Here is a 12,403-nt window from a genome sequence, read left to right as displayed (position 1 = left end):
TTCACCTAAACTACCCCAGTCTATCACAGACTTTAACATTGGCTATCTAAATTACTCGTTAAAATTGCGGGAGAGAAGGGAGAAGAGAGCAGGGAGAGAAAGTTTGAGCATTTGTACTAAAGTATCTAATACGCAGTTTAAATACCTGAACTTACCCTCATACATATCTACTAAGTAGTCGTGCAAAATTAATTTCCTAGTCGAGACAGGAGACAGGAGACGGGAGACGGGGTACAGCTATTAGGGATCGGATTTGAGTTTTCAGTTCACTGTTTCCTCGCATCAGAAGTCTGACGAAGTAGTGGCTTAGATGTGTAATTAATTGTGCTTAGATACTTACAATCGCCGAAAACCCTTATCCCTAATGTAACCATGTTTATCATCCCCTCATCCCTATCCCCTAATCACTTTTTTACTTTCATCAAAGCGGCCCGGGCCTGTTCGCGGTCATCGAAATGGATTTTTTCCGTCCCCAAAATTTGATAATCTTCGTGACCTTTACCCGCAATAATTACTCCGTCTCCCGGTTGTGCTGCTTGAATCGCCGTGTCAATGGCCAAAGCGCGATCGCTAATTACCTGCACGGTAATTTCTGGGGGAATGCCAGCGATAATATCCTCAAGGATTCGTTCGGGAGACTCTGTGCGGGGATTATCGGAGGTAACTAGGGCTAAATCTGCTAATTCGGCCGCTATTTTCCCCATTAACGGCCGTTTTGTCCGATCTCGATCGCCGCCACAACCAAAAACACAAATCATCCGACCAGAAATAAAGGGACGTGTTGCTTTTAAAACATTCTCTAAACTGTCGGGAGTATGGGCATAATCGACAATGACGCTGATATCTTGGTCGGGAGCGATGCTAACCCGTTCCATCCGCCCCGGTACTCCTGAAAACTGGGGAATTTGGGCGATTACTGTCTCTAAATCTACACCACATTCTAACACTGCCGCCACCGCCGCCAAGAGGTTAGCCAGATTATATTGACCCACCAGAGGGGAAGCAAAGGCTATTTCCCCTTGGGGAGTCACCATCACCCCTTCCACTCCCGTGGGTTGATAGTGTAAATCCTTAGTATAAAAATCGGCACTAGGATCGGACACACTATAGGTTAAAACCTGTTGGGGAGACAGGGAGGCCGCTAAACGTTGACCATATTCATCATCAAGGTTAATAATCGCCTTACCTTGCAGATAATCGGGACTAAATAATTTAGCTTTAGCGGCAAAATAATCCTCCATATCGAGGTGATAATCGAGATGGTCCCGGGTGAGATTAGTAAACACCGTCACGGGAAAAGTACAACCCTGTACCCGTCCCTGGGCCAGTGCATGGGAACTAACTTCCATGACGGCGATTTCATTGCCGGCGCTCACCGCTTTGGCCAAACTAGCTTGTAACTCGTTAGCGAAAGGAGTGGTATGATTGGCGGTTTCTTGGAATCCTTGCCAACGGGTGTAAAGAGTCCCGAATAAAGCGGTGGGAATCTTTGCTTGGCTGAGAAAATATTCAATTAAATGGGTGGTGGTGGTTTTGCCGTTGGTTCCCGTCACACCGATTAATTTTAGGGTAAGGGCCGGATAATGATAAAATTTAGCAGCGATCGCAGCAGTGGCAGTAACTAAATCTGCCACAACGATTACGCAAGCATCCTCCGGGGGGGGAAATTTAGCTGCGGCTGCCGGGGAGATAAGCGCCGCTACGGCCCCAGTTTCCAAAGCAGAACGCCAAAATTCGCCGCCATCGACGCGAGTACCGGGTAAACCGATAAATAAATCTCCCGGTTGACAAGCATGGGAATTGGTGGAAATTCCTGTAATCTCGGTAATAGAAGCGATAGGAGAAGAAATCGGGGAAACCAGAGGGATAGTTGTTAAAAGTTCTTGTAGTTTCATAGTCAGGATTGAATCTAGGGATTGCTGCTTTTAGATTAGCCGATAATCAAAGAGGTTCCTAGGCCGAAATGGGAAGTGGGGTGTGGGGTGTGGGGTGTGGGGTGTGGGGTGTGGGGTGTGGGGAAGTGGGGAAGTGGGGAAGTGGGGAAGTGGGGAAGTGGGGAAGTGGGGAAGCTGTCTCATCACCCTATCACCCCAAAACACCCTATCACCCTATCTCCTGCCTTTTGCCTTTTGCCTCCTGATATCTGCGATAAGCTAAAAAAAACAAGGCTATAGCTTGTCAACTACTGACTATTTTCGGGATATTTATATGCAATTCGTCGATTTTCTGGCTCTCATTCATCCTGTCCTAGCGATAGTGGTCGTTTTCCCCATTATCGGCCTCGTAGTTAACTTTGCTTGGCAAAACCGTCAACGTCGCCTAGAAACCAACGCGGGAAATAAAAGTAAAATTCCCCCAGTGGTCGGGCCAGAACATCTACGCTTAGGCCGCTGGTTAACGGGTACAGTGGTAGGGGTTAACCTGTTAGCACTAGCTTACTCGGTCGTTTACGGTTTTAATGGTTTTGTCGATAAACAAAAAGAGGGAAAATTAGACTCCTTTCAGGTTGTTTTTGTGATTTTGATGTTTTTTGTCACCATTGCCTCTTTGGTCTGTCTCTACCGCGCTAGACAAGGCCTCTGGCGCGGAATTTTTGCCACCTTGACTGGCATGGGTTTAATTATTATCGGTTCTCAGGATGGGGTCTGGCGACTCTCGCCCCAATGGTACTGGTCCCACTACTATATCGGTATGGCCGCATCATTACTGATGATTTTTTCTCTGGCCATTGTCGAAGATATCTATAAAGACCGTTCCCATCGTTGGCGCATTGCCCATACAATCCTCAATTGTATCGCTCTGGCTCTCTTTCTGGGACAAGCGATGACCGGTTCCAGGGATTTGCTGGAAATTCCCCTCAGTTGGCAAAAACCGGCAATTTATCGCTGTGATTTCACCAATAAAACCTGTCCTGAACCGAAATCCTCAACCCCCCTCATCAACCCGATAAGCTAAACTTTTTTAGGGACTGGGAGAGGGTGAAGGAGAGGGAGAGGGAGAGGGTATGGGTTCCTCAAACCAATTGGCAATCTTACCAAGTTGGGGCAAAGTGTTTAAGGGATTGGGTTTCAGGTTTTCGATTAAGTCAGTCCATTCTACTCCTTGTATCACAGCAACTTCGCCGCTATTTGGGGCACAGGTTGAAATTTTGCCCCAATTTTTACCCCAGGCGGCACCGACGAAATCACCGTTACCGGTTTTACCGAGGGAATAGGCAGGAGCAAAGATAAACGCTTCTAGTCTTTGCTTTTGACCCACTCTCAGACAAATTTGCGGCGCGGCGGCACCTAATCCATTATCGGCATAAATTTGTAGATTGCCCGGTTTACAGCCAGTCACTTTACCACAATTGTGTTCGATCTCACCATCAATATTACCTTTAACATAAAAAACTACCCGTTGCCCCGGAGTAATGGTGATCTTATCGTTACCACTCAAGTTGATATTATTAACGATATACTCGTACACCTGTACGCTTTGACCGTTAATCGTGCGAGTAGTGGGTGTGTCTCCCTGTCTGGGAAAAGTTTCTTTAGCAGGCAAAAGAGGACTGGTAAGGTCTCCTAGGTTTGTAATACCGTTGGGAGGCTCCGGTAAATTGGGGAAATCAAGCCTCTCCTCCGGCACACCGACAAATTGCGCTTTGTAGGGGGTATTGGGTGCGGGTGTGGGCTGTTCAATATTATTTTGGTTAATATGACATTCTAGGTTCGGTCGCAAAGTTCCTGTCTCCTCGACAAATCCTGTCGCCTCCGTGGTGTCGCTCATAACCACATCCCCCTGAAATTTAGCACCGCCAGAATAATTTGGATTGCTGACCGTAATCTGGCCAGTTTGACCTTCATCTTCCGGGGCTCCCTCCCTTATCCACAAAGCGGGAACCGTGGTACGAGTGAATGCGAGGGGAAGGGAAGGCTTGATAGGGATAGTTACCACCACGCGGTTACGCGAGGCGGCATTATCGCCACTATCTCTATTGATATCAATGTTAGTTAGGTCTGTTGCGGCACTTTTGCGGGAAAGTCCTTCGAGGGTGAGAACTCCCCAACCCAAAATATTGGGGTCAGATATTGGGGTAAAATTGTATCCAACCACGCGATAATAACGATTATTACCTAGATCAAACCATTCACCACTAGCCAAATCTCTTAATCCTGGATTTACTGCTCGTTGTCCTGTGGGTGCGAGGATTTTGTAGGCAATTTCGTTATTACGATTGGTATTACCACAGGCGGTGGCAATGGCTAATTTTTTTAAATCTCTTTGGAAATTGGTACTAGGATTACCAGTGGGTATTTCGGCTCTCTGCCAACAATCGCCGGAAGTACAATTACTGGGAACCGTTGCCATAACTCGAATGCTATTGAGTAAATCCCGCACGCGAGCCACTCCAGCTTCGGAACTTCTTAAACTATCAGCCCGGGATTTTTGGGCAATTACTTTCGATTGATCCCCTTGGACGCGCATCATCATAGTTATTCCTGTTCCCATTATGATAACTCCAATTAACAGGGCAAGAGCCAAGGCAAACCCTTTTTCCCTATTAGCCATCAGGTGAAGGTATAAACGATTGTTCATGGGCCAGTCCATCTAAGAATGGTTACTTTTATTATAATACTGTCAAGTTTTGGTCAAGTGACAAATGTGAGAATACAAGAATAGCACTGTAAGTAAAATCACAAACAAAAGCCAGTTAATAGAATAGTCAGCCAGTAATTTTTCGATAAGTATTTTCGACTTTTGAATAAACTAAAGGGCTGTTTTTCGATTCATAACTGCCCGCCAAATCAAGCCTATCCCCCGAAAAAAGCTGATAATTAACAACCAAAGTGATTGTAATTCTCCCGCCGTATTTTTTGGTTGCCAGCGCAGGGGACGACAGAATAGAAAAGTAATTAATTTTCTTTGCTCTGATAGGGTAAGTGGCTGGAATTTAAGAGTCGCTTGCCAGATTTTTCCTCGTTTTTCTAGATTGACTAGATGAGCCGATAGGCGCAAATCTTCGCCTAAAATATCTAGGAGTAATTTTTCTGAGTAGATGGGTTCCCCTAGGTGAATTTTTGCTCCTATTTCCGAAAGTTTTTTTAGATTGCCCTGTATAATTATATCCGATTCTGTGATCAAGTTAACAGGAGATTCCAGCATTTGATATTGAGTTTCTAGGGTGAGGGGAGCTTCCAATAAAGCCACCAGAGCAGTCATGATAATAACCACATTATATATAGCCAAAATCAAGCCAAAATTTATGGGACTTTCTTGATAATTGTGATGGTGTAAATTAAAGAAAATACTAATTAAAGTAATGGTGAGAAAAAACAGTAATGGGTAGGATAAGTGCCAATTATATTGATAATTTTGGCGAGCAATTCCCTTCGGTGTCACCTGAAATCCTTTGTCAAAGGGTTTCCAAAGAACATGGAGAACTGTTAGGGATGTAGGTACACAAATAATCATCGATAGTACCTCAGAAAAAACAATTGAGCGCGAGCGAGAATTTAACCAGTGATAAGTGGCTAACTGCAGCATCATGTAGGGTAAAAAGATATAGATTGTCTCATCAATGGTAATGTTCAAAGGTACGATGTAACCAAAGGTATAAAGGAGAGGAATCAGCAGAGAAAATAAACGAGCTAAGGGAGAAAACCAAGATAAAAGTCCTTCTAAGTGTGCCAATCTTTGGGGTAGAGTTAGTCCCGCAATTTTTAGGGGATTAGCTTTGATAAAAAAGGCCTGTAAAGTTCCCCTTGCCCAGCGTAATCTTTGCCGTAAATAAGCTGATAAACTTTCAGCAGATAAACCAGCACTGAGTTTTTCATTTAAGTAAATAACTTCATAACCTTTGGCAGAGATAGCAATCCCAGTAAAATAGTCTTCACTAATAGATTCTATATTAAAATATCCCACTTTCTCTAAGGCTTTTCTTCTGACAATAAAAGAAGTGCCAGCACAGACAGGACTACCCACCCCATCTTTAGCTGGTTGGATATGACGATAAAATAATTCTTCATCGGGAGTAACGATATTTTCTAAACCTAAGTTATGGGCAATAGGATCGGCATTATAAAAGCTTTGCGGTGTTTGCACTAGGGCAATTTTTGGGTTTTGAAACCAGCCAATAGTTCTTTCTAGAAAGTTCTGACAAGGGATAAAATCTGCATCAAAAACCACCACTAATTCCCCTTGGGTTTGTTTGAGAGCATGGTTTAAATTACCTGCTTTAGCATTTTTTCTATCCTCACGAGTCAGATAATAACAATTTAATTTTTCTGCTAATTCATAAATTTCTGACCTCTGGGTATCATCGAGGATATAAATATTTTTATGGGGATAATTAAGGGCTTGACAACCGATAACAGTTCTTTTTAAGATGAAGGCTGGCTCATTATAGGTGGGAATGAGGATATCTACCGTCGGTAAATATTGTTTATCGATTACTGCTTGGCTATAAAAATCAGCTTCTTTGCGTCTATCTTTCGTGGTTAAGACTAAAACTAACTGAATTATGCTACCACTTAAAACCATCATCTCAACGCCTAAAAGCAGTAAACTAAAAAAGCCATTGAGAGGAGTAGAAAGATTTAAAGTTTCCAGAATCCTCCAGAGTAGATATCGCAGAGTGATAGCGAGAGTGATAGAAATAATGACTAATCTTGACCAAACTTGCGGATGCGGAGACAAGAACATGATTAACTGCGTAAAAATTAGCAGGATAACCGTGGGTAATAATAATTGATAGCTATGAGCAACCGTGGGAACTTTAATCCAAGCAAGGGGGTTAAAAAAATCTTCTACTAAGCCAAGGAGTAATCGATAAATATTGTCTTCCGGCCAAGATAATGATAAACTGACCATCATTACCCCGCCGATCACTGCTAACATAATTAAAATAACTGATATTATCGCTAAAATCGACTTGAATACGGAGGAATACACTGGTTTTTGAGGGAATGGAAAAATCGATTCTTGGTTAGACATGAATCCTCTTCTGAGCAAATAAATCTAACTACATTTTACAATTCTTAACAAAAACCAGGGCATTTTTGGCAATGACAGGAGCGCTCTCCACCAAAATGCTAAATTTTGTATCAAGCCGAAGATGAAACTAGCCAGAAAAAGTCTAGAAATAGTATAATCTGGTTAACCGTGAGGAAAAATTAGTCTATGATAGCCGTCAAAATCGCCGTTGTTAGCGCTCTCGTTTTGGTTGTGGTCAAATTCGTCGCCTCTTTTCTAGGCAAAGGCAATATACCCCTACTTAATCAGGCTGTCACTGTGATTTTAAGCCTTTTTATCGGTTTTGAGTTGATTCAACTGGGACAAACGGTGATTGAAAAGATTAATTAAGAGCTAAACGGGCCAGATAGAAGCTAGTAATAGTTTTAGCATCGATCGATTCTCCCCGTGCGATCGCTGATTCCATTTCCTCAAAACTCATAAAAACCACTTCGATATCTTCATCGGCATCTTGAGCGGGGGGCAAGCTTAATTTTTCCAGATCCCGGGCCAGAAAAGCATAGATGTATTCATCGGAATAACCCGGTGCCAGGGCAAATTTACCCAAAGATTGCCAACTGTGGGCCCGATAGCCCGCTTCTTCCTCTAATTCTCGTTTTACCGTCGTAGCGGGGTCTTCTCCTTCATCAATCGTCCCGGCGGGAAATTCCAGAATGCGAGCTTGCAAACTAAATCGATACTGACGTACTAAAACTAATTGACCTTCCTTGGTGATTGGAACTGCTAAAGCACCCCCCGGATGACGCACACATTCCCATTCTCCCTCGACACCGTTAGGTAAACGCAGTTTCGAGACTTCAAATTGAAAGACGCGACCCTGATAAAAAAGACGTTGTTGGAGCAATTGAGGCGGTTCAGACATAGAAAATTTGCAACTAGGACTTTAAGAATTAATATCAAGAAATGTCACCTTTGTCACCGGTGTTTCAGGTTATAATGGAAAATGCTGTCTTTACAGGTTAAATCTTTTTCGAGAAACCCCATGGCAAAAAAATCGATGGTAGAACGCGAGAAAAAACGCGCTCGTCTCAGACAAAAATACGAAGCTAAAAGAGCGGAACTAAAAGAACAATTCCGTACCGCCGAGGATTTTGAAGAAAAACTGGCGATTCACCAAAAATTACAGGAATTACCCCGCAATAGCGCCCCCAGTCGTCACCGCAACCGTTGTTTAACGACCGGCAGACCGAGAGGATACTATCGCGATTTTGGTTTATCCCGCAACGTTTTACGGGAATGGGCCCACCAAGGTCTTTTACCCGGTGTGGTCAAGTCTAGCTGGTAGTCAGAAACAATATCTAGGGAAAATACCGGGATAGAGGCGTGGTTTTTGCGTCTCTATTGCTGTTTTTAAGCAATTTTAGCGATAAAATAAAAACCCTCGATCGAGCGATCGAGAGTTAACCATGAACAGAAAATTTACCTAGACTACAGTAGCAGCCTTACGGGCAGCAGCGGCCTCATCGGGATGAATACCGAGACGGGTGAGATTGAGACGACCTTTACTATCGATCTCGCGCACCTTGACTAACACCTCATCCCCCACGGCCACTTCATCCTCCACCTTACCGACGCGTCCCTCGGCCAATTGGGAAATATGGATCATTCCCTCTTTCCCCGGCAAAACTTCCACAAAAGCGCCGATTTGGATAATGCGAGTCACGCGACCGAGATAAACCTCACCCTCATTGAGTTTGCGGGTCATATTGTAGATCAGTCGTTTAGCTTTTTCGGCCTGTTCCCCATCGGTGGAGGAAATAGTCACAGTACCATCGTCATCGATATCGATTTTCGTGCCGGTCTGTTCAGTAATCCCTTTCACCGTCTTACCACCCGGCCCGATTACTAACCCGATTAGATCTGGATCGATCTTGATCGTCAATAACCGGGGTGCGTGGGGAGATAATTCCGCGCGGGGTTTTTCTAGGGTCGCTAACATCTTCTCGAGGATATGTTTGCGGGCCGGTAAAGCTTGTTCGATCGCCTTGGCCACCACTTCCATGGTTAAACCGGGGATTTTCATATCCATCTGGAGAGCGGTGATGCCGGAATCAGTGCCAGCCACCTTAAAGTCCATATCTCCCAGAAAATCCTCGATACCTTGGATATCGGTCAAAATCCGCACTTCTTCCCCTTCTTTAATTAAACCCATGGCCGCACCGCTAACGGGTTTTTTCAGGGGAACACCGGCATCCATCAGCGCCAGGGTAGAACCACACACGGAACCCATGGAGGTGGAACCATTAGAAGAGAGGACTTCCGACACCACCCGCAGCACATAGGGAAATTCCTCCTGGGGGGGGAGGACAGGCACGATCGCCCTTTCCGCTAAAGCACCGTGACCGATTTCTCGACGGCCGGGAGAACGCATCGGACGGGTTTCACCGACGGAAAAGGGTGGGAAATTGTAGTGATGAAGATAGCGTTTTTCGTCTTCGGGATGGAGATCGTCGCCCAAATCCTGAGCATCACCGGGGGTGCCAAGGGTGGCGATCGAAAGCACTTGGGTTAAACCGCGATTAAACAAACCGCTACCGTGAACCCGACGGGGTAAAACTCCCACCCGGCAAGAAATCGGGCGTACTTCGTCCAGTTTGCGACCATCAACCCGCACCCCATCCTCAATAATTTGGGCGCGCATCAGTTTTTTGGTCAGATCCTTAAAGAGATTACCGATTAACTTCGGCTCTTCCAGCGTTGGAGCTTTTAAGGGATCTTCGTCGGGGAGAGCGGTTATAGTTTCCTTGATCCGATTTTCGATCGCCTCTAATTTCTCATCCCGTTCGGTTTTGCTGAGGGTAAACTGACAGAGAATCTGTTTAATTTCCTCTTTAGCTTGTTCTCTCAGGAAATTATGCACGGTTTCGTTTACTGCTGGTGCTTCTCGGGTGACGAGGGGAATACCCAACTGATCGATCAATTCCCGTTGAGCGGTGATCAGGTCGCGCACTGCTTCATAACCAAAATCGATCGCCTCAATAATATCCCGTTCCGGTAACTGATTGGCTCCCGCTTCGATCATCACCACCCCTTCCGGACTACCGGCCACCACTAGATCCAATTCTCCGTTATGGATTTCCTTGTAGGTGGGATTGATGATAAATTCATCCCCCAGTAAACCGACGCGCACCGCTGCCATCGGTCCTTGGAAGGGAATCCCCGCCAACAGAACCGCCACGGAGGCTCCGGTAACGGCCAAAACATCCGGGGGGACTTCCTCATCCATTGAGAGGGTCGTAGCGACCACCTGAATATCATCCCGCATCCAATTGGGGAATAGGGGGCGCAGGGGGCGATCGATCAAACGACCAGTCAGAATTGCTTTTTCCGGGGGACGACCTTCACGACGCAAAAATCCTCCCGGTATGCGCCCGGCGGCATATAATCTTTCTTCATAGTCAACGGTTAAGGGCAGGAAATCTACTCCTTCTCTGGCTTTGGCTGTGGTTGCTGTCACTAAAACCGCCGTTTCTCCCGATTGGATCAGAACACTCCCGCCAGCTTGGGGGGCTAAAAGCCCTATTTTTAGTCGAATATCCCTGCCATCAAAGGATATTGACTTGTCAAACTCTTCCATGTAAAGCTATATTCCTTTCTTTCACTTTTCTCTGTGCTGTCGCCATCCTAGCATTTTTTGTACCCCTTTCCAGCAGGTTTAGTATTCAGTGATCAGTTTTAAGAAGGTTCGGAGTCAGTAGTCAGGGGTCAGTAGTCAGGGGTCAGGAGATTATTTTTATTTATTCTTCCCACTTCTCACTTCATAATTCATAATTTATAATTCCTACACCCCACTCCTTGCTTTTAAACAGGATTTAAGATTACTTGCTCAAAACGGCAAAAAAATGATAGTTTCAGATATAGGAATAATCTGGTTAAGAAAAAAAATGTCTTCCCTTGCCGCTTGCTGGCCTAAAAATATTTCTAAGTATTAGCAAAACTGACTGACTGTCAGCAGTTGAGCGGGATTTTTCCTAGCTTGAAGAACCCCAGACAAAGAAAATTAAGACAATTAAAAGGATTGCGTCTCTATTATCTGTCAGACGCTTCTAATCCAGTGAATTTGCGGGTTATCTTCCAATTAACCCCGTTTAACCCTATTTATGGCTATCGATTATGGCTGAAAGTTATTTACTAAACAAACTGCAATCTGTAGAACAGACCTACAAAGAATTAACCCGTCGTCTAGCGGATCCCGATGTCACCAGTAATCCGGGTGAATTGCATCGTCTGGCCAAATCCCGCGCTTCCCTAGAGGAAACGGTCAACACCTACGAAATTTGGCAAAAAAGTCAAGAGGATTTAATCGGGGCGAAACAAATCTTCAAAGAATCCGCCAGCGATCCCGAATTACGCGACATGGCCGCCCTAGAAGTGGCAGAATTAGAGGCAAAAATCGCCTCTTTGGAAGACCAATTAACCATTCTGCTGCTGCCCCGGGATCCCCTTGATGAAAAGAATATCATGCTGGAAATTCGCGCTGGGACCGGGGGAGATGAGGCCAGTATTTGGGCGGGAGATTTAGTGCGTTTGTACTCAAAATATGCCGAAACTCAAAAATGGAAAGTTAGCCTTTTGAGTGAATCTCCGGCGGATATGGGAGGATTTAAAGAGGCAATCTTAGAGATTAAAGGCGATAACGTCTATAGTAAGCTGAAATTTGAGGCGGGAGTCCATCGGGTGCAGCGGGTTCCTCTGACGGAAGCCAGTGGTCGCGTCCACACTTCCACCGCTACCGTGGCAATTATGCCAGAAGTGGACGATGTGGAAGTGCATATCGATCCCAAGGATATTGAGTTAACCACGGCTAGATCTGGGGGAGCAGGCGGTCAAAATGTCAATAAAGTGGAAACTGCGGTCGATTTAATCCATAAACCCACGGGAATCCGGGTTTTTTGCACCGAGGAGCGCTCGCAATTGCAAAACCGGGAACGAGCTATGCAGATTCTCCGGGCGAAATTGTACGATATGAAGTTACAGGAACAACAGGAAGCGGTTAGTTCCATGCGGCGCTCTCAGGTGGGAACCGGTTCCCGTTCGGAAAAAATTCGCACCTATAACTATAAGGATAATCGTCTCACCGATCATCGCTTAAATCAGAATTTTTCCCTAGATCGCATTTTAGACGGCGACATCGAAGAGGTGATCCAATCCTGTATCGCCAAGGACCAACAGGGAAAACTGGCGGAATTAGCCGCTGCCCAAGAGACAGCTTAATCAGGAGGCAGGAGACAGGAGACAGGAGATAGGGTGATAGGGTGATAGGGGTTTAGGGGTTTAGGGAAATTTCAGCCAAATGCTCCACTTCCCCACACCCCACTGATTACTGTTTACTGATTGCTGGTTACTGTTGACTGTTCACAACAAAAAACTCCCCACTCCCTGCATTTTC

At 45.2% G+C, this 12,403-nt stretch carries 10 protein-coding genes; 5 read left to right on the top strand and 5 right to left on the bottom strand.

The genetic code is table 11. The features are described from left to right. Positions 1-404: 404 nt before the first annotated feature. Positions 405-1,895 (bottom strand): UDP-N-acetylmuramoyl-L-alanyl-D-glutamate--2,6-diaminopimelate ligase, encoded by a 1,491-nt coding sequence (locus tag N0824_RS12170; protein ID WP_108936940.1) that lies wholly within the window; start codon positions 1,893-1,895, stop codon positions 405-407. Positions 1,896-2,208: 313 nt separating this feature from the next. On the opposite strand from N0824_RS12170, the gene N0824_RS12165 reads away from it, so the two are divergent. After that, positions 2,209-2,955 carry a DUF4079 domain-containing protein gene (locus tag N0824_RS12165; protein ID WP_108936939.1) on the top strand — a complete coding sequence of 249 codons (747 nt, stop codon included), beginning with the start codon at positions 2,209-2,211 and terminating at the stop codon, positions 2,953-2,955. A gap of 6 nt (positions 2,956-2,961) precedes the next feature. Here N0824_RS12165 and N0824_RS12160 read toward each other — a convergent pair whose 3' ends face one another. Further along, positions 2,962-4,578 (bottom strand): hypothetical protein, encoded by a 1,617-nt coding sequence (locus N0824_RS12160; protein WP_108936938.1) that lies wholly within the window; start codon positions 4,576-4,578, stop codon positions 2,962-2,964. A 171-nt stretch (positions 4,579-4,749) separates the two neighbouring features. Beyond that, complete coding sequence (locus N0824_RS12155) at positions 4,750-6,975, bottom strand: glycosyltransferase family 2 protein (protein ID WP_108936937.1); 2,226 nt, start codon at positions 6,973-6,975, stop codon at positions 4,750-4,752. A gap of 186 nt (positions 6,976-7,161) precedes the next feature. Between N0824_RS12155 and N0824_RS12150 the strand changes: the two genes are divergently transcribed. Beyond that, positions 7,162-7,344 carry a hypothetical protein gene (locus tag N0824_RS12150; RefSeq protein WP_108936936.1) on the top strand — a complete coding sequence of 61 codons (183 nt, stop codon included), beginning with the start codon at positions 7,162-7,164 and terminating at the stop codon, positions 7,342-7,344. On the opposite strand, the gene N0824_RS12145 is transcribed toward N0824_RS12150, so the two are convergent. Continuing rightward, positions 7,337-7,876 (bottom strand): NUDIX hydrolase, encoded by a 540-nt coding sequence (locus N0824_RS12145; RefSeq protein ID WP_108936935.1) that lies wholly within the window; start codon positions 7,874-7,876, stop codon positions 7,337-7,339. The genes N0824_RS12150 and N0824_RS12145 overlap by 8 nt on opposite strands. A 120-nt stretch (positions 7,877-7,996) precedes the next feature. Here N0824_RS12145 and rpsN point away from each other — a divergent pair, with 120 nt between their 5' ends. Beyond that, complete coding sequence (gene rpsN / locus N0824_RS12140) at positions 7,997-8,299, top strand: 30S ribosomal protein S14 (RefSeq protein WP_002740009.1); 303 nt, start codon at positions 7,997-7,999, stop codon at positions 8,297-8,299. A gap of 138 nt (positions 8,300-8,437) precedes the next feature. On the opposite strand, the gene N0824_RS12135 is transcribed toward rpsN, so the two are convergent. Next, on the bottom strand, positions 8,438-10,591 hold the full coding sequence (locus N0824_RS12135) for a polyribonucleotide nucleotidyltransferase (RefSeq protein ID WP_108936934.1): 2,154 nt from the start codon (positions 10,589-10,591) through the stop codon (positions 8,438-8,440). A 378-nt stretch (positions 10,592-10,969) separates the two neighbouring features. Between N0824_RS12135 and N0824_RS21740 the strand changes: the two genes are divergently transcribed. Together N0824_RS21740 and prfA are read left to right on the top strand one after the other, a co-directional pair. After that, positions 10,970-11,149, top strand: coding sequence for a hypothetical protein (locus N0824_RS21740; RefSeq protein WP_108936933.1), 180 nt, complete (start codon positions 10,970-10,972; stop codon positions 11,147-11,149). Further along, positions 11,128-12,228: a peptide chain release factor 1 gene (gene prfA / locus N0824_RS12125; protein WP_108936932.1), complete on the top strand. Its 1,101-nt coding sequence runs from the start codon at positions 11,128-11,130 to the stop codon at positions 12,226-12,228. Before N0824_RS21740 ends, prfA begins: the two co-directional genes overlap by 22 nt. Positions 12,229-12,403: the final 175 nt, after the last annotated feature.

This window comes from Microcystis sp. 0824 (assembly GCF_003112475.1).
GTDB lineage: Bacteria > Cyanobacteriota > Cyanobacteriia > Cyanobacteriales > Microcystaceae > Microcystis > Microcystis aeruginosa_C.
Note: the sequence above shows the minus strand (reverse complement) of the source record. Positions and strands in the feature narration are given on the sequence as shown.

Excerpts from the sequence above, each read along its gene's own strand:
- rpsN (WP_002740009.1), top strand. The coding sequence starts at position 7,997 with ATGGCAAAAAAATCGATGGTAGAACGCGAGAAAAAACGCGCTCGTCTC.
- N0824_RS12135 (WP_108936934.1), bottom strand. The coding sequence starts at position 10,591 with ATGGAAGAGTTTGACAAGTCAATATCCTTTGATGGCAGGGATATTCGA.
- prfA (WP_108936932.1), top strand. The coding sequence starts at position 11,128 with ATGGCTGAAAGTTATTTACTAAACAAACTGCAATCTGTAGAACAGACC.
- N0824_RS12150 (WP_108936936.1), top strand. The coding sequence starts at position 7,162 with ATGATAGCCGTCAAAATCGCCGTTGTTAGCGCTCTCGTTTTGGTTGTG.
- N0824_RS12165 (WP_108936939.1), top strand. The coding sequence starts at position 2,209 with ATGCAATTCGTCGATTTTCTGGCTCTCATTCATCCTGTCCTAGCGATA.
- N0824_RS12155 (WP_108936937.1), bottom strand. The coding sequence starts at position 6,975 with ATGTCTAACCAAGAATCGATTTTTCCATTCCCTCAAAAACCAGTGTAT.
- N0824_RS12160 (WP_108936938.1), bottom strand. The coding sequence starts at position 4,578 with ATGAACAATCGTTTATACCTTCACCTGATGGCTAATAGGGAAAAAGGG.
- N0824_RS12145 (WP_108936935.1), bottom strand. The coding sequence starts at position 7,876 with ATGTCTGAACCGCCTCAATTGCTCCAACAACGTCTTTTTTATCAGGGT.
- N0824_RS12170 (WP_108936940.1), bottom strand. The coding sequence starts at position 1,895 with ATGAAACTACAAGAACTTTTAACAACTATCCCTCTGGTTTCCCCGATT.